19 protein-coding genes are annotated in these 17,507 nt (G+C 58.1%); 12 read left to right on the forward strand and 7 right to left on the reverse strand.

Translation table 11 applies throughout. The annotated features are described in order from the left end of the window. The first annotated feature begins 80 nt into the window (after window positions 1-80). The 11 genes from A4E19_07675 to A4E19_07725 all read left to right on the forward strand — a co-directional run bounded on the left by A4E19_07675 (window position 81) and on the right by A4E19_07725 (window position 12,116). Window positions 81-932, forward strand: coding sequence for a hypothetical protein (locus A4E19_07675; GenBank protein OQW31484.1), 852 nt, complete (start codon window positions 81-83; stop codon window positions 930-932). Between the two features lie 267 nt (window positions 933-1,199). Next, a complete protein-coding gene (locus tag A4E19_07680) occupies window positions 1,200-2,324 on the forward strand; it encodes an efflux transporter periplasmic adaptor subunit (protein ID OQW31485.1) in 1,125 nt (374 codons plus the stop codon). A 30-nt stretch (window positions 2,325-2,354) separates the two neighbouring features. Next, window positions 2,355-5,453 carry an acriflavine resistance protein B gene (locus tag A4E19_07685; protein OQW31486.1) on the forward strand — a complete coding sequence of 1,033 codons (3,099 nt, stop codon included), beginning with the start codon at window positions 2,355-2,357 and terminating at the stop codon, window positions 5,451-5,453. A gap of 24 nt (window positions 5,454-5,477) precedes the next feature. Next, window positions 5,478-5,771, forward strand: a complete 294-nt coding sequence (locus A4E19_07690) for a hypothetical protein (GenBank protein ID OQW31487.1) — start codon at window positions 5,478-5,480, stop codon at window positions 5,769-5,771. Further along, on the forward strand, window positions 5,768-7,207 hold the full coding sequence (locus A4E19_07695) for a transporter (GenBank protein OQW31488.1): 1,440 nt from the start codon (window positions 5,768-5,770) through the stop codon (window positions 7,205-7,207). Before A4E19_07690 ends, A4E19_07695 begins: the two co-directional genes overlap by 4 nt. A gap of 4 nt (window positions 7,208-7,211) precedes the next feature. Then, window positions 7,212-7,805 carry a nitroreductase gene (locus A4E19_07700; GenBank protein OQW31489.1) on the forward strand — a complete coding sequence of 198 codons (594 nt, stop codon included), beginning with the start codon at window positions 7,212-7,214 and terminating at the stop codon, window positions 7,803-7,805. Window positions 7,806-7,838: 33 nt separating this feature from the next. Next, window positions 7,839-8,570, forward strand: coding sequence for a 3-ketoacyl-ACP reductase (locus tag A4E19_07705; protein ID OQW31490.1), 732 nt, complete (start codon window positions 7,839-7,841; stop codon window positions 8,568-8,570). A 16-nt stretch (window positions 8,571-8,586) separates the two neighbouring features. Then, on the forward strand, window positions 8,587-8,970 hold the full coding sequence (locus A4E19_07710) for a hypothetical protein (GenBank protein OQW31632.1): 384 nt from the start codon (window positions 8,587-8,589) through the stop codon (window positions 8,968-8,970). Further along, window positions 8,954-9,598, forward strand: coding sequence for a DNA-3-methyladenine glycosylase (locus tag A4E19_07715; protein OQW31491.1), 645 nt, complete (start codon window positions 8,954-8,956; stop codon window positions 9,596-9,598). Before A4E19_07710 ends, A4E19_07715 begins: the two co-directional genes overlap by 17 nt. Further along, complete coding sequence (locus tag A4E19_07720) at window positions 9,598-10,479, forward strand: MBL fold metallo-hydrolase (protein OQW31492.1); 882 nt, start codon at window positions 9,598-9,600, stop codon at window positions 10,477-10,479. The genes A4E19_07715 and A4E19_07720 overlap by 1 nt, the downstream gene beginning before the upstream one ends. Window positions 10,480-10,481: 2 nt before the next feature. Then, complete coding sequence (locus A4E19_07725; protein OQW31493.1) at window positions 10,482-12,116, forward strand: hypothetical protein; 1,635 nt, start codon at window positions 10,482-10,484, stop codon at window positions 12,114-12,116. A gap of 137 nt (window positions 12,117-12,253) precedes the next feature. Here the strand turns inward: A4E19_07725 and A4E19_07730 are convergent, their stop codons facing one another. The 5 genes from A4E19_07730 to A4E19_07750 form a co-directional block, all read right to left on the reverse strand. Next, the gene (locus A4E19_07730; GenBank protein OQW31494.1) at window positions 12,254-12,799 is read right to left on the reverse strand and encodes a DNA repair protein; all 546 of its coding nucleotides are present in this window, start codon (window positions 12,797-12,799) and stop codon (window positions 12,254-12,256) included. A 6-nt stretch (window positions 12,800-12,805) separates the two neighbouring features. Then, on the reverse strand, window positions 12,806-13,117 hold the full coding sequence (locus tag A4E19_07735; protein OQW31495.1) for a hypothetical protein: 312 nt from the start codon (window positions 13,115-13,117) through the stop codon (window positions 12,806-12,808). A gap of 3 nt (window positions 13,118-13,120) precedes the next feature. Next, a complete protein-coding gene (locus tag A4E19_07740; GenBank protein ID OQW31496.1) occupies window positions 13,121-13,978 on the reverse strand; it encodes a hypothetical protein in 858 nt (285 codons plus the stop codon). A 4-nt stretch (window positions 13,979-13,982) separates the two neighbouring features. Next, the gene (locus tag A4E19_07745) at window positions 13,983-14,417 is read right to left on the reverse strand and encodes a hypothetical protein (GenBank protein ID OQW31497.1); all 435 of its coding nucleotides are present in this window, start codon (window positions 14,415-14,417) and stop codon (window positions 13,983-13,985) included. Between the two features lie 96 nt (window positions 14,418-14,513). Continuing rightward, window positions 14,514-14,720, reverse strand: coding sequence for a hypothetical protein (locus A4E19_07750; GenBank protein OQW31498.1), 207 nt, complete (start codon window positions 14,718-14,720; stop codon window positions 14,514-14,516). A 366-nt stretch (window positions 14,721-15,086) separates the two neighbouring features. Here A4E19_07750 and ligB point away from each other — a divergent pair, with 366 nt between their 5' ends. After that, on the forward strand, window positions 15,087-16,622 hold the full coding sequence (gene ligB / locus A4E19_07755) for an ATP-dependent DNA ligase (GenBank protein OQW31499.1): 1,536 nt from the start codon (window positions 15,087-15,089) through the stop codon (window positions 16,620-16,622). Between the two features lie 216 nt (window positions 16,623-16,838). Here ligB and A4E19_07760 read toward each other — a convergent pair whose 3' ends face one another. Both A4E19_07760 and A4E19_07765 read right to left on the reverse strand, forming a co-directional pair. Further along, window positions 16,839-17,027: a hypothetical protein gene (locus A4E19_07760; protein OQW31500.1), complete on the reverse strand. Its 189-nt coding sequence runs from the start codon at window positions 17,025-17,027 to the stop codon at window positions 16,839-16,841. 138 nt (window positions 17,028-17,165) lie between these two features. Further along, entirely contained in the window at window positions 17,166-17,438 is a 273-nt protein-coding gene (locus A4E19_07765) for a hypothetical protein (protein ID OQW31501.1), read from the reverse strand. Window positions 17,439-17,507 lie beyond the last annotated feature (69 nt).

Consider the following 17,507-nt stretch of genomic DNA (forward strand, 5'->3'; position numbering starts at 1 on the left):
TCATCCGATGATGAAGCGATGCTTCATCACCTTGTTGGGAATCACTCCCATCTCGGTCTCTATATAAAAAGGAGGATGTTATGTCACGCAGGTCGCTCTTCTCCCTCATTAGTCTTTCTGTATTGCTTGGTTTGGGCACAGCCCCGGCACAGGCCGAACAAAGTATACCGGGCCGTTCCTCCGTCACGGCTCCCGTAAAGTTTACCGCTCACGATTACGGGTTCGATGGGCCCGATCATATCCCGGCGGGCACGACCACCTTGCAACTCGTCAACAGGGGCCACGATCTTCACCAGATCCAACTGCTCCGACTTCGGAAAGGGAAAACCGCCGAAGACTTTCGTACGGCGCTGCTCGCTACCGGCGGACAGTTGCCCGACTGGATCAAGTACGTCGGCGGTCCAAACGCCATCGTGCCGGGCGAAGAGTCGGCCGCGACGATGAATCTAGTCGAAGGAGAGTATCTGCTGATCTGCCTGATCCCGAACAAAGATGGAGTGCCCCATGTGGCGCTTGGAATGCAAAAGCCGCTCTCAGTCAAGGGCGGGAAACCTTCCCTGGTGTCTGAACCGAAGGCTGGTATCACCATCACGCAAACCGACTATCGATTTGCGCTATCGGCGCCTTTGACCGCCGGTTCCCACACGATTCGAGTGATGAATCAGGGGAAGCAGCCTCATGAGGTCGTAGTCGTGAAACTGAATCCCGGTGTCTCCGCCAAGGAGTTCGCAGAGGGGGTAGAATTAAATCCTTCAGCGCCTCCGCCCGGCCTACCGATCGGCGGGGTCGTCGGCGTGGAGCAAGGCGAACATGCCTATTTCACGACCCGGTTTGAACCGGGCCGCTACGGTCTGATTTGCTTTTTCCCTGATCCGGCAACCGGTAAAGCCCACTTCATGCAAGGGATGAGCACAGAGTTCACGGTTCGATAGAGAGCTGCGATGAGGAGGTGAGGATGATTCTCTGTCGATATTTCGTCATCTGACGAATAGACGACGGAGCAACTTCGTCAACACGCCCTCCCCTCCACTCCATACGCACTGTGCGGTCATACTTATTCCTTGGGGTATCAAACGGTTACGCAACTTGCCTCCAGTGCCAATTGGACTGGAACAGTCGTTGCTGTTCCTTTACAGCAAACACGTTTTTGGAAGATCTCTTCATCATTCTGGGTACTAGCGGTCTGGAGGGTCGCTCACATGAATCGTCGTCATTGGATCGGAACAGTTCTGCTTCTTACATTGGTCCTGTCGATCGGCCTTGGGCTGGTCGCGTGGAAATACGAATCCATTCAAGACTCCGTCGCCGCTTCGGCGAGCCAGCCCGAGCCGATGGAGTCCATCACCGTCGCCGTCGCGCGTGAGATGGATCATCGCCCGACCACCACATCGATCGGCACGGTCCTGGCGTTACGTTCGGTCACGTTGAAAAACGAACTCGCGGGGACGGTCCGTGAAGTCCGGCTCACGCCGGGACAGATCGTGGAACCCGGCACTCTGCTCGTGGCACTCGATGTCTCCGTCGAGGAGGCCGAGCTGAAAGCACAAGAGGCCCAAGCGGCTTTGGCCAAAACGGTGCTCAATCGCCGGCAGAATCTCAGTCAAGAATTGGCCACGACGCAAGAAGAAGTGGACCGCGCTCGGGCGGACCTGGATATCGCCCACGCTCAGATGGCTCGTACCAGAGCAATCATCGCCAAGAAAACGATCCGTGCACCGTTCCGCGCCAGGGTCGGCATCGCCGACGTTCACCCCGGTCAATATTTGAACGAAGGAACCTTGATCACCACGCTGCAGGGCGTTGCCGACGCGGTTCATGTCGATTTCACGGTGGCGCAGCAGATCGCAGTCGGATTGCGGGATGGTGAGACGGTCGACGTGTTTCCAGCCGGCGATCCGGTTCCCATCCAAGCCAAGATCGTTGCATTGGACGCACGAGTGGACCCGACGACGCGGAACGCCGGGGTGCGGGCACGGATCGAGGGCACCCGGAATCCGTCTCCCGGCGCATCGGTCCGAGTGCGAGTTCCAGTCGGCTTCTCGCGCAAGGCCGTGGCCATCCCGGTCAGCGCATTGCGCAAGGGGCCCAATGGCGATCAGGTATTCGTGATCGCCCCGGACCAGGATCACAAGGCTCGAGCGCACGCACGGCAAGTGGAAAGCAGCGCCATGGTCGGCGATCAGATCGTGATTCACGCCGGACTCGAGGCCGGGGAGACCGTCGCCGCATCCGGCTCGTTCAAGTTACGCGAAGGTGTGTTGGTCGCGATTGCATCCGACCCCTCACAGCAGCAGGCACGTACAGAAACCGTCAGCCAAGACTGAGCCTTTCACCGTCGAAGAAGGAACAAGACTATGCAGAAGCGCTCATTCACCGACATCTTCATCAAACACCCGGTATTGGCGGTCGTCGTCAATCTCGTGATCGTGTTGGCCGGCGCGCGGGCGCTGACGACCCTCCCCGTGCAGCAGTATCCGCAGATCGAGAGCACGTCGGTGCTCATCACGACCATCTACTACGGCGCCAGCGCGGAAACGGTTCGCGGCTTCCTCAGCACGCCGATCGAGCGGGTCGTCTCCGCGATCGCCGGCGTCGATTACGTGGAATCGACCAGCCGAGCCGGCGTCAGCACGGTCACAGTGCACTTGAAACTCAACCATAACAGCACCGCGGCCTTGGCCGAGGTTACGGCCCGGCTCCAACAGGTCCGGTCGGAATTGCCGCCGGAAGCCGAGCCGCCGGTGATCGAAGTGCAACGAGCGGATCGGCCTTACGCCTCGTTCTACATCAGCTTCACCTCCACGGAACGCAGCGTGCCGGCCGTCACGGATTGGCTCCTGCGTACGTTGCAACCGCAATTTTCGACATTGTCCGGGGTCCAACGAGTCACGATCGAAGGGGGGCGACAAATCGCCATGCGCATCTGGATCGACCCCGACCGTCTGGCGTCCTTCAATCTTTCGCCCGGCGATGTTCAAGGCGCGCTCCGGCGGAACAATTACTTGGCCGCCGTCGGCCGCACGAAGGGCAACGCCGTGCAGATCAACCTCCTCGCCAATACCGACTTACGCTCGGCCGCGGAATTCGAGGAGCTCATCGTCGCCGACCGAGGCGGCGCCATCGTCCGCCTGAAGGACGTTGCGAAGGTGGAGCGGGGGGCAGAAGAAGCCGACATGGTCGCGAAGTACAACCAGTTGGAGGGCGTCTATCTCGGCATCTGGCCGGTGCCGGGGGCGAATGAGATCGAGGTGGCGAGCCGGCTACGCGACGAGATGGAACGCATTCGTCCCACCCTGCCGAGGGACATCGACATGAAGCTCGTCTGGGACGGCACCATGTTCATGCGGAACGCGCTGGCGGAGATCACCAAGACCTTGTCGGAGACGATTCTGATCGTGGCGGTGGTGGTGTTTCTCTTCATGGGTTCGGTGCGCACGGCGCTTGTGCCGCTCGTCGCGATGCCGGTCTCGTTGATCGGTGCGGCGATCTTCATGTTTGCGTTCGGCTTCAGCCTCAATCTGCTGACGTTGCTCGCGATCGTCCTTTCGGTCGGCCTGGTCGTGGACGACGCCATCGTCGTGGTCGAGAACGTCGAACGGCATGTGCGTCTGGGTAAGTCCCGGATCGACGCAGCGTTGGCCGGTGCGCGCGAGCTCGTCGGTCCGATCATCGCGATGACGATCACGCTCGCGACCGTGTATACCCCGATCGGTTTCCAGGGTGGCTTGACCGGCTCGCTATTCTTGGAGTTTGCCATTACGCTCGCCGTGGCCGTGGTGCTGTCCGGCGTGGTCGCCATCACGCTCTCGCCGGTCATGAGCTCCCGATTTGTACATCCGCAGGGCCACGAAGGTCGGCTAACCGCCTTTGTCAACCGCCGGTTCGACGAGGTGCGCCATGTTTACACTTGGCTGCTCGACCATGCGCTGCAGATGCGCTGGGGTATCGTCGCGGCGTCGCTCTTGATCATGCTGGCGGCCTGGCCGCTCTTCCTCTTCTCGCGACAGGAGCTGGCTCCCGTGGAAGATCAGAGCCACATCAGTCTGTTCTTCGAGGCCTCGCCGGACTCCACGGTCGCGGCCACTAACCGCAATCACATACAAGTTGTGAAGGCGATCACGTCGTTTCCCGAAACGGAATTTACCTGGGGCCTCACGACGGCCTGGGGTGGATTCGGCGGCTTGGTCGCAAAGGATTGGCATGGACGAGCACGCTCGACCGAGCAGATGTACGGGGAGGTGTATGGTGCCGTGTCGCAGGTACCTGGCTTGCGTGTGTTCCCGCGTCTGGACCCACCCTTGCCGACCTCGGGCCAATACGACGTCGAGCTGGTGTTGGAGAGCGACCTCCCGGCCGAACAGTTGCTCGACACGGTCCGGGCCGTACTCGGTGCCGGCTGGCAGAGCGGCAAGTTCTTGTATGTGGATACCGATCTGAAAATCGACCTGCCTGAAGCACGCGTCATCCTCGATCGGGAGCGATTAGCCGACTTAGGATTTGATCTGGCCGGAGTCGGCCGGGAGCTCGGCACGATGCTCGGCGGGGCCTATGTCAACCGGTTCAACTACTTCGACCGCAGTTACAAGGTCATCCCGCAGCTTGGCGACAAGGATCGTGCGACGGTCGATCCGCTGCTCGACTTGAAGATCAAAACCCCCGGCGGTCAACTCGTGCCCGTCTCCACCTTCACCCACATCGAGACGAACACCGCCCCACGCACGTTGAACCGCTTCCAGCAGCGCAACGCGGTCCGCATCTTCGGCGGCGTGAAACCCGGTGTGACGAAGGAAGAAGGGTTGCGCGTGCTCGAAACAGCGGCGGCGGCAGGTGGATCCCGCATCGTGCTCGACTATGCGGGCGAATCGCGGCAGCTTCGCCAAGAGAGCGCAGCGCTCACGGTGACGCTCGGGTTTGCGATCGTGTTGATCTATCTGGTGCTGGCCGCGCAATTCAAGAGCTTCCGCGATCCGTTGATCGTCCTACTGGGATCCGTGCCGCTCGCCATCTCCGGCGCACTGGTCTTCAGCTTCCTGGATATCACCACGATCAACATCTATTCGCAGGTGGGGCTGATCACCCTCGTCGGGTTGATCGCCAAGAACGGCATTCTCATCGTGGAGTTTGCCAACCAACTTCAAGTACGCGGGTTCTCAAAAGCGATGGCACTGCGCGAAGCGGCGATCACGAGGCTGCGGCCCGTCCTGATGACGTCGGCAGCCACCGTGTTCGGGCACCTCCCTCTGGTGCTCGTCTCCGGACCAGGTGCCGCGGCCCGCAACAGTATCGGCATGGTGTTGGTCACGGGGATGACCGTAGGCACGTTGTTCACCCTATTCGTCGTCCCGGTGTTCTATTCGCTGATTGCCGCGCAACATCAGCCGACCCTGGAGGCTGAAGAGATCGCACTCGATCCCGCAGATGAGGAGTGGCTCGCGGCGGGAGCACGGAACTGACGGAGGGTGTGAAAGATATTGGTCATGCTGAAAATTACGTCGGAGAAGCATTCGGGTTCGGTGCGCCTCAGATTGGAAGGCAAACTGATCGGGGTTTGGGTCAGTGAACTGGAGCGCGAGTGGCAAACCATTCAACCGCCGGAAACAGTCCCTCTCGTCGTGGATCTGACGGGAGTGACCTTCATAGGGAAGGACGGCAAGGTGCTCTTACATCGAATGTGGCAGGCGGGTGCCAGCCTGATCGCCAGGGGATGCTGCACCGGTCATCTTGTAGAAGAAATCATGCACTCACAACCGAATGTCTCCACCACGCGATGAGGAATGAAATGAACGGAATCTTTACGCGCATACTGAGTCTCTCCATTGGATCCTTCCTTTTGGCCGCCTGTGCGGTGGGGCCGGACTATGCCCGGCCGCCGACAGACACCGAGGATCGATTCCGGATGGCGGAGGGGCCGGCCGATCTGCCCTCGCTGGCGAACCTGCCCTGGTGGGAGCTCTTGCAGGATGAGCAGCTGCAGCAGCTCATTCGGACGGCGCTCGAGCACAATTGGGATCTCCAGCGCGCCGTCGCGACCATCGATGAGTTTCGGGCGCGGGCCTTGATCGCGCAGACCGACTTTTTACCGCAGCTCACGGCGGCCGCGAACGCGCCGGCCGGGCGCAGCGCCGTGTTCTTGTTTCCCGGGTTCGCCAGTCCGTTCAACTATTACCTGCTGGGCAACCTCTCGTGGGAAGTCGATCTGTGGGGGCGCGTCCGGCGCACCAATGAAGCGGCGCGCGCCGAGCTGGTGGCTCGAGAAGAGAACCGCCGGGCCGTGACGATTCAACTGGTCAGCGCCGTGGCCGAAGCCTACTTCAATCTGCTGCAGTTCGATCTCCAGCTCGACATCGCGGAGCGGACCTTACAATCCTGGGACGAGTCGGTGCGGATCGCACAAGCGCGGTTGCGGCAAGGCATGACCTCGAAACTGGACGCGGACCAGTTTGAAGCGGAGCGCGCGAATGCGGCGGCCCGTACGGCGGAACTCCATCGGCAGATGGGACAAGCCGAGAATCATTTGAGCATCTTGTTGGGGCGCCAGCCCTTTGCCGTCGCGCGCGGGCGGTCCCTGGACCGGCAAATCCTGGCCCCGGCCGTGCCGGCCGGGCTGCCCTCCGAGCTGTTGCAGCGTCGGCCTGACATCTTGGTGGCCGAACGCCAGTTGGCAGCCGTCACCGCCCGGATCGGGGCGGCCAAGGCCGACCGCTTCCCCCGGATCACCTTGACCGGGTTGGCGGGCCTGGCCCATCCCGAACTGTCCTTAATCTTCACCGAGGCCTCCTCCTTCGGGGTGTTCGGCGCGGGACTCGCTGCGCCGCTGTTCAACGCACAAATCCTGGGGTTCCAGCAAGAAGCCATCGAAGCCCAAAGCAAAGAGGCATTGGCTCAATACCAGCAATCGGTGCTGACGGCGTTTCGGGAGGTCGAGGACGCGCTGATCGCCGTGCGAACGGCCCGGGTCCAAAGCGAGGCCCAACAGCAACAGGTCGTGGCGCTGCAATCGGCGTTGAAACTGGCCGAACTGCGCTACCGCGGCGGGCTGGCCAACTATCTCGACGTGCTCGTGGCGCGCCGCAATCTGTTCGAGGCGGAACTTGCCTGGACCAGCACGCGTCGGTTCCTGCTCGCCTCCATCGTCCAGCTCTACAAGGCCCTCGGCGGCGGCTGGACTCCGGATGCACCATCCACTGAGGCGAGTACGAAAGGGTAGGACTGTGGAAAAACCGGCGCCGACACAACGTCACATCCATGAGTTGCTCGCTCGTCGTTGGAGTCCCCGCGCGTTCGATGAGCGGCTCGTCGATGCTGATACGCTGCGGACGCTGTTCGAGGCGGCCCGCTGGGCGCCCTCCTCGAATAATGAACAGCCGTGGCGATTTGTCATGGCGAGTAAGGATCATGAGGCGGATTGGAATCGGCTGTTCGATTGTCTCGCCGAGGGAAACAGGCGGTGGGCCTTCCGTGCACCGGTGCTGGTGCTGTCCATTGCCAGCATGCAGTTCGAGGATGATGGGACGCCGAACCGCCATGCCTTTCACGACACGGGACTGGCGACGGAGAATCTGGTATTACAGGCGGCGGCTCAAGGGTTGGTTGCCCATCAAATGGCGGGCTTTGACGTGGAGAAGGCGCGGGTCGATCTTAAGATTCCTTCGGGCTACGAGCCTGTCGCGATGATCGCCATCGGTTATCCGGGTGATCCAGCCGTGCTTCCAGAGCGACTGAGAGAACGTGAATTACGGCCTCGAACCCGCCGAGCGATTGGAGAGTGGACATTTTTCGGACAATGGGGTACGCCGATTCCCTAGTCGTGTCATGGTTCGAGAAGAGGAGCTGAACCGATGAAATCGTTGAGCGGGAAAGTGGCGATTGTGACCGGAGCTTCAAACGGAATCGGTCGAGCGATTGCGGAACGATTGGCGGATGATGGCGCGATCGTTGTGGTGAACTATGCGAAGAGTTTGGAAAAAGCTCAGCAGGTCGTCGCGGGTATCCAAGGGAAAGGAGGCAAGGCGCTGGCGGTGCAAGCCGACATGAGCATGGTCGCCGACGCGCGTCGGATCGTGATCGACACGGTGAAACAATTCAATCGGCTGGATATTCTCGTGAACAACGCGGGCAAATTCATGCCGAAGCCGCTAGAGGAGACGACGGAATCCGACTTTGACGGCGTCATTGCGCTGAACGCGAAAGGACCGTACTTTGCCATGCAGGAAGCCGCGCGAGTGCTGAAGGACGGAGGACGAATCGTGAACATCTCTACCGGCGGAACACACCTGCACTTTCCCGGGGCCACAGCCTATCTGGGGAGTAAAGCGGCGTTGGAACAGTACACCAAGGGATTGGCGCAAGAGCTGGCTTCCAAGGGAGTGACCGTGAATACGGTCTCTCCTGGTTTCACCGAAACCGGGATGATGACCGAAGAGTATCGTCAGATCGGAGTTCAGCTCTCTCCTCTGAAGCGTCTTGGTGTTCCGAAAGATATCGCCGATGTGGTCGCATTCGTCGTGAGCGAGGAAGCTCGCTGGCTGACAGGACAGACGATTCAGGTCGGCGGCGGAATCGTCATGTAGTGGGAGGGTGGACATCGTGGCGAGACAAAATGTCTCACGCGGCGGACCGTGGGAAGAAACAGTCGGATATTCGAGAGCGGTGCGGGTCGGCGCCCACGTCTCAGTATCCGGGTCGACTGCGATGACTCCGTCCGGGCTTGTCGGCAAAGGAAATCCGTATGCGCAAACGATTCAATCGTTGAGGACGATCGAAGCCGCCCTTAAGCAGGCAGGCGCGTCTTTAGCCGACGTGGTCCGAACCAGGATCTATATGGCGAATATCGAACAGTGGCAGGACGTTGGACGGGCGCATGGTGAAGTGTTTCGAACCATCAGACCGGCCACGACCATGGTCGACGTGAAGAGGTTGATTGACCCGGACATGCTCGTGGAAATCGAAGCCGATGCCGCCATCGGGTAGTGATCAGGCTACCGCTCATCTGGCCGCAGTTGATCCGGTCATGCGTCGGTTGATTGAGGAAGTCGGCCCCTTCGCGTTGAGCCCCAAAGTTCGCCGCTCGCCGTTCGAATCGCTGGCCCGAGCGATTGCCTACCAACAACTCCATGACAGGGCTGCGGAGAGCATACTGAGGCGGTTTATCGCGCTGTTCCCTGGACGCAGGTTCCCACGGCCCGACGAACTTTTAACCATGAATATGCGATCGATCAGGAACGCCGGCTTCTCGGGACCAAAAATCATGGCGCTCCGGGATTTGGCTGCCAAAACGCTCGACGGCACGGTGCCCACCGGCCGCGTCATCAGCGGATTGGATGATGAGGCGATCATTACACGACTTACCGAAGTGCGAGGCATCGGGCGCTGGACGGTGGAGATGCTGCTGATCTTTCAATTGGGCCGACCGGATGTGCTGCCGGTCGATGACTTCGGCGTGCGGAATGGATTCCGGATTGCCTACCGCCGTCGCACCATACCCACGCCGAAGCAAGTGTTACGATATGGACAACGGTGGCGCCCCTATCGAACCGTCGCGTCCTGGTATCTGTGGCGGGCGGCCGATCGGAAAAAACAAGCGATGAAGGTGCTGTAATGGCTGATCAAACAAAACGCCTTGATTCCAACGTGCCGGGAAACTTTTATGTCGATGCCACCTGCATCAACTGCGATACGTGTCGACAATTAGCCCCGCGGAGCTTCGAAGAGATCGGCGACTATTCCGCGGTCAGCCGTCAGCCGATGGATGAGCAGCAGACTCATCAGGCCTACCAGGCGTTGCTGGCCTGTCCCGTGGGGTCAATCGGTGTAGAGCACCAAGACAAGTCACGGCTGCACAACGCGATGGCCAGCTTCCCGTTCCATCTCGAAGGGGGCGTGAGTTATTGTGGTTTCAATTCCGAGAAATCATTCGGAGCGAACAGCTTTTTCATCGAACATCCGGATGGCAACTGGCTGATCGACTCGCCGCGCTATATCAAACATTTGATCGAGGCGTTCGAACGCCGGGGCGGCATCGCCTATATCTTTCTCACACATGAAGACGACGTGGCCGATGCGGATAAATATGCGGCGCATTTTGGTGCCAAGCGGATCATCCATCGGGAAGATGCGGATGCCGTGCCGGGTGCGGAATGGATCGTCGATGGCGAAGAGACGATCCAGGTCGGTTCACAGTTTCGCTTCATTCCGGTACCAGGGCACACTGCCGGCAGCATGGTCTTGCTCTACCAGGAACGATTCCTCTTCACCGGCGATCATCTCTGGTGGGATCCCCATACGAAATCATTGGAGGCTCCCACTCGCCTTGTCTGGAAAAAGTGGACATTGATCGATTCCATCCGCAAACTCCTCGACTACCGCTTCGAGTGGGTCTTGGCCGGGCATGGCGACCGGGTGCAGCTTCCCTCCGTTGACATGCGAGCGCATCTCAAGGCATTGATCGTGCGTCGTGAACAGAGAAGTGGATCGCGGTAGAGATGCGGGCAGGAATCTTCCACTGGATCGATCGCAATATTCTCTCTCTCGGTCGTGAGATGCGGCTCTCCTATCTGCCGCCGCTCATGGTCTATGTGGCCTACGGCATCTCGGGTCTCACCGGCATTGTCGGCACTTTTTTTGTCAAAGACTATCTCGGCCTCTCCGCGGCATTTCTCGCCGCGCTGGGGTTCTGGGCCGGGATTCCCTGGGCTCTAAAGATGCCGGTCGGCCACACGGTCGACCTCTTGTGGCGATGGAAGAGCTGGCTCGTCGGAATGGGGGCGGGATTGCTCGCGATCAGCCTCGGTATCATGGCCCTTTTGATCGGCGACCGCGAGACGATGACGGCCATCTTGCCGGCGGAAGTCTGGTATGTCCTCAGTGTGTTACTGGCGCCTATCGGGTACGTGATTCAAGACGCGGTCGCGGACGCCATGACGGTCGAGGCGGTTCCTCGTGTCGACGAGCAGGGCCGTCCCTTCGATGACCAGACGCGCAAACTCATGCATACGACCATGCAGACGCTGGGTCGTGTCGCGATCGTCGGCGGCGGGATCCTTGTGGCGTTGGTCAATGTCTATGTCTTTAGCGGAACCGAGGGCATGCCCCAGGCCGACCTCGTTCGGCTCTACATGAAAATCTATCTGTTGGCCATGGCGATTCCGGTCGTGTCAGTGGCGGGCATCGGACTGGCTTGGTGGCTGAATCGGCGACAAAGACAACGGCTCATTAAGCAAGGGTTCTCGCCGGAGCAGGCACGACGGATGGTGAGTGTGCGCGATGCGGAGGGAGAACCGACGAAACCCAACTGGTGGATTCTCGGTGGCAGCTCGGCCTTTGTTCTCTTTACGTTGACCGTCGGACTGGGCGGATTCCCGTACCGCGAGGAGATTGTGTTTGCCGGTTCGATGAGCATCGTGCTGTTTTTGATGTCGAGGCTGGTTCGAGAATTGGAGCCTGATAAGCGGCTGACTCTGGTCGGCACTGCCGCAGTCGTTTTTTCGTTGCGCGCCATTCCCGGCCCCGGTCCTGGTTCAACCTGGTGGATGATTGACCAGTTGAGGTTCGATCAACAGTTCCTCTCAGTGCTGTCCTTGATCGGTGGCGTGTTGGCCCTGGTGGGCATGTTTGTCTTCCGGCGCTTTATGGCCGAACGCTCGATCATGTACGTGGTCGGATTTTTGACCATCGTCGGGACGATCCTCTCTCTTCCGATCGTGGGTATGTACTACGGGTTGCACGAATGGACGGCGAGGATGACCGGTGGCGTGGTCGATGCCCGATTCATCGCGATGGTGGATACGGCGTTGGAATCGCCGCTCGTGCAAATCTCGATGATTCCGATGTTGGCCTGGATCGCCAACTCGGCACCGGCCAATCTGAAAGCCACCTTTTTCGCCGTGATGGCGTCGTTTACAAACCTGGCACTTTCGCTCAGCCAGCTCGGCACCAAATACCTGAATCAACTCTTTATAGTGACCAGGGAAGTGAAGGACCAAGCTACCGGCGCCATCCAGACTCCAGCGGACTATAGTCAGCTGGGCGAACTCCTCGTCACGCAACTGGCGATCGGCCTGGCCCTTCCCTTCTCCGCCATCCTGTTTGCGAAACTCACCAAGTTCAAGAGCGCATAGCAGAATCACTCTCCGTCGCCAACCTCAGGATCTGTTGTTTAGGATTCACGCGGAAACGGTGTCGCATTGTCAACTAATTGTCAATGTAGGAATATTGGAATTGTCAATATGTATGTGCTCTGATCAACCGAATTGGACTATGGGAACAGCTGGGGACCAACATTCAGATCAGGATAGTGAATCAACCCATTCTTCACTCTGGCGAAAGACCTAAGTTGATGCCGGTCTGCTCTCTCCTCCGACATGATATGTCGGATTTCCCAGTCCCTCATCACCAAAGCGTCGGCGATCAAGGACCGATGGCATCGCCAGGGCACGGCCTCCGCGCACATGATGACCGTCTTTCGCTCTTTGCTATTAGCCATCAGCTCGTCTAAGGCTCTCCCAAACTGCTCTGTCTGCATGTAATCCGCGTAACCGCGAAAACTTGCATTTCGCCAACCGGCGTTGATGGAATCCTTCTTAGGTTTACGCAACCCACCAAGCTGCGGCATGTGTTCGTACAACAAGCCTTCCTTTTTCAGACTCCTCGAAATGGTCTCTGTGTTGAACTGAGGATTGTGGCGAGAGCGCGGAATGGTTCGTATGTCAACGAGCTGCTGAATGTCACGTGCTTTCAGTAGCGAGACGAATTCATCGATTGTCCTCGTTGAATGACCAATGGTCCAGAGGACATCAGGCATGGCGCCTCAGGTATCGATCGATCGCGACGCCCACTCGGTCAAGGTTTCGGCGTCTTCGATCACATCAATAGGCACTTCATGGAAAGATTTCAGCGTTTGTTTGGCGTTTGGTCGAAACGGTTTCATGCCGTGTTCCTTGTAACATGGCGCCGTAACCGGTGACACTTTGAAGTACAAACGGCCTTTATGGATGATGCCAAAAAATATGGTTCTCTGATACAAGCCATAACCGCCGAACATGGGTCGGCAGCTCAGACCGGGAAGAGCGGCCAGCTGATCTAAGACAAAGTCTTTGAAGCCGTTATTTTTCGCGGCCATGCCTCATCCGGGTATTCGCCCGGAGACAATTCGTACGGCGATGGGAAGTGCGATAGCCGATCCATTTCGGTATTCTCGGGCCGTCCGGATGATGCGTGTGTTGGCCTCGGTCTGTTGTGTCTTAGTCAAATTCGTCCACAGATTCTGAATTGGGGCGGCGATGTCCATGAGGCTGAAGAAATATTCCTCCTCTGACGAAAATCGCACATCGCCGAGAAATTCTTGTTCTGAGATGTCGCTAAAGCCTTCTTGTTGCAGCATACCGGCGAGTTCGCCGGGCTTCGCTAAACGAAAAATTCCAGGAGCGGTCGGGTCTGGTGGCGGGATCTCGATGAATTGCTTGACAACGTCGATGGGTATCTTGAGGTAAGGATTCTTTTCCGGTGCCGACCAGACCGCCGCAGCGACCCATGTGTTTGGTTTGAGGATCCGAGCGATTTCAGCCACGGCCTTCGGGATCTCAGGCAAGAACATCAGACAAAAACGGCTGGTCACCGCCCCAAATGATGCCGACTCGAACGGCAGCGTCGTGACGTCACCGGTACGGAAGGTAATATTGGAGAGACCGAGAGCAGCAGCTTTTCGCCTCGCCGTCTCCAGCATCTGGTCCGCCAGGTCGACACCGACTACATTGCCGGCTGGTCCGACTGTCTGTGCGGCGAGGAGCGCCGGATAGCCGGTGCCTGATCCAAGGTCGAGTACTCGCATGCCTGACCGCAATCGAGCATCGGCAACCAGCCGGTGGTTGAGAAATGCCATTTGTTCGTCGAAGAAGCGATCCCACTTCTCCCAGCCGCCGGCGACTCGGTTCCAATCCTGACGTTGACTCTCAATGACTTGTTCAGGTTTGGGCGAAGCCACGAAGTCACCTCAAGGCTTGCAATGTCTGGCGCATTTCTTGGAGTTCGGACACAAAGAGTTCCAGGTGTTGATCCCGCTGCGGCTGATCATCCTTGAATTTCCATAACCGTTTGAAGATGGTACCAAGTTCTTTGTTGTGAGTGACGGCCAGAGCGTAAGAAGGTTTGTCTTTCACCGACTTGTCCACGCAGCAGATGCTATTGTCGATCGCGTGGAACTGATTGTGCAGATCGTCGAAGGGCTGGTCGACTCCTTTGCCGCCCTTTGCCTTTTGGGCCGTGGCCTCCGCCATATTCGTCAGATTGATCAGCGTCTCGACGCCCGTCGCACCCTTGGCCTTTGCCGTAAACTCCTTTGCATGGGGATAAAAGAGATAGCTGCAGCCGCTTGCGCTCAGCAGAAACAGTACTGCAATGGGTACGATAGCCTTCCGGCCCATAATTCCTCCTTGATCTCAAGACTCGATATGAGATGCGCGGACCTCTCCGGCACATGGAGGTACACAGAGAGGTCCATCGGCTGTTGACCTATTACATTAGACCTTGACCGTCACGGTCTTGACCGCTGCCTGTACTTTGGCCGCCATCTCCGGCGGGATCGAATCCAACTTATGACACTGCTTCGCGTGAGTGGCGACGAGTTGCATCAGTTCCGACTCGGTCTCCGCTCGTACTTGGAATCCGCAGCCGCCCGACGGTTGCACATCGAGACATCCGAGCTGCTTGTACTGTTTGTCCGCCATGGGTCCTCCTCTTGTTTGGGGTTGGGTTGGTCAGGCCGTTGCATCGAGTTGAAAACTATTCCTGGGCAATATGTCCAGCTTGCACGGTGCGGGTGGCTGCTGCTTCCGCTTCATGCGGACGTTCCTCTGTTTGGTAGATGCGAAGATCGTAGTGGATTTATACCGGGGAGATCAACCCTCCCAAAATCGTCCGGAGGTCCTGTTTGGTTGCCGCCGGCCTTTTGTCTGCAATGTTGGCATGTCAAATGTATGCCTTGGTGGCATTGCCCATCGAAAGGTGTGGTTCATATTTGCCAAACACCCGACACAGGAGGAAAAGATCTTAGGGCCAGTCCGGTTGAAAGCAATGGTGGATTATAATGAAACATGCGACTTTCCCAGCTTGTCGATGCGGTGACTCGGATTCGAGGGACGACCAAAAGAACCGAGAAGGTCCGCATATTGGCTGGCATGCTGCGCAGCGCCGTGGCAGGCGAGATTGAACTCGTCGCGTTCTACCTCAGCGGTTCGCTCCCTCAAGGCAAGATCGGCGTGGGGTGGGGTCTTATTCAAAAGGCGATGGCGGTCGATGTCGCGACCAAAGAGCCGCTGATACTACGGGACATAGATGACGCCATCAGTCGTCTGGCAGCCGAGCAGGGTGTGGGTGCGACCGAGCACCGAGCTACCGAGCTCGGCCGACTGTTCAGCCGGGCGACCGCGGACGAACGGCGCTTCCTTTCACAACTCTTGATCGGAGAGATCAGGCAGGGGGCGCTCGAGGGCCTCATTCTTGAGGCTATCGCCATCGCCGCTCATCTGCCTCCGTCCGAGATTCGCCAAGGCTTCATGTTTGCTCCCAGCATCGGCGTGTTGGCGCGAACTGCTTTAGAAGAGGGATCCGTCGGGCTCAGTCGGTTCGCGCTCAGACTTTTCGCTCCCGTCGCACCGATGTTGGCCAATAGCGCCGATGATGTGGACGAGGCGTTGATCCGGCTGGAGGATGTAGGTTGGGAGTACAAGTTGGACGGCGCCCGTATCCAGGTGCACAAGGGGGACGACGAAGTCCGGATCTTCACCAGGCAGTTGCAAGATGTGACGAAGCGCTTACCTGAAATCGTCGGGTGGGCGAAACAACTGCCGGCGCGCGAGGCGGTGTTGGATGGAGAGGCGCTGGGCCTACGGCCCGACGGGCGGCCGCAACCATTTCAGATCACCATGCGTCGCCTGGGTCGGCAAAAAGATGTGGCGGCTCTTCAACAGACAATTCCGCTCTCGCCGTTCATGTTCGATGCACTGTCTGTCGACGGCACATCCCTGATTACGCAGCCCTATCGAGATCGTAGCAAAGTGCTGAGCGAAGTGGCTCGTTCCGCAACGGTCCCGCGGATGGAAACGAAAGATCCCAATAAGGCCCGCGCGTTCTTTCACGCGTCCTTGGCCGCAGGCCATGAAGGAATCATGGCCAAATCACTCACTGCTCCCTACAGCGCAGGCCAACGCGGATTTCATTGGCTGAAGCTCAAAGAAACCGCCACGCTCGATCTCGTAGTCCTTGCAGCCGAATGGGGCAACGGACGGCGGGAGGGGTGGCTCTCGAATCTTCACCTCGGCGCTCGTGATCCGGAGAGCGGTCAGTTCGTGATGCTTGGCAAGACATTCAAAGGATTGACCGATGCGATGTTGCGTTGGCAGACTGAGAAACTGCTCGCTCTGGAAACTTTGAGGGATGCCCATACGGTCTTCGTGCGACCGGAGTTGGTCGTCGAAATCGCGTTCAGCGATGTTCAAGAATCGCCTCGATATCCCGCCCGTCTTGCGCTTCGCTTTGCTCGGGTGAAACGGTACCGGACTGACAAGACCGCAGCCCAAGCCGACACGATTCAGACCGTAATCGAGCTGTTCAATAACCAGCGGGTGTGATGGACGGAGAGGGGTTGTTTCTGTTCAGATGATTTCTACAATCTTGCCGAGGCATCGGCCGTATTGAGATTTGCAGGAGCGAAGGCCATGACCGGATCAGATGCATTCCTGATGAAGAATGGGGATGTGCCGGGGCATGACATTGAGGGGCGAAAAAGCAAAAAGAATACCTGCGCTTTCAATGCTCTAACACTTGAGAGTGGTGAAAACTATCGATCAGGCTCTTTGATCGTGTGGGCTTGGCCAGAGCGATAATGACACCCCGACCACCAAGTACACGATAGCGCCAACAATTGCTCCTAGGTTGAGTTCGTACCACGCGGTAATCCCAAGGAATGCTTCGTTTAGGAGCAGCGCAAGCACCAACATCCCAAACCCAATCCAGTTAATGAAGCTCATGCCCATGGATTGTCTCCTTTCTAGTGATGGCCTTCACCCTGCAGTTGCCGAACTCTTGATGAACCGCCTCTCCTCCACCCGGTTTGAACGTGGCGCCTCATTGAGGACCAATCTTAGCCATTGATACTGAGAGAGTAATCGTCATCATGCTACTGCATGACGATGTGATCCACTCCACAGTGATAGCCAAATGCCGACACCAAGGTACACGATAGCTGGAACAATCACAGCGAAGTTGAAATCGTACCACACATTGAAGTACACGACCTCATTGAGAAAGAGAGCCGAGAGCAACATCAGAAATCCAATGAGATTGAACCAACGAAACCCCACAATTTCCTCCTCTCGATGAAGCCCTTCGCGTATATATAAAGGAGCGATGGATGACAAACGTGTTTTTATCAAATCCGTGAGCAATTATACGTCATTCCTGGCATAAAAAGCTACGGTGAAAATGACGGAATCTCTTCCCAGGGTGTCCGCCGT

Origin of the sequence: Nitrospira sp. SG-bin1 (assembly GCA_002083365.1) — a bacterium.
In the GTDB taxonomy this organism is placed as follows: Bacteria; Nitrospirota; Nitrospiria; order Nitrospirales; family Nitrospiraceae; genus Nitrospira_D.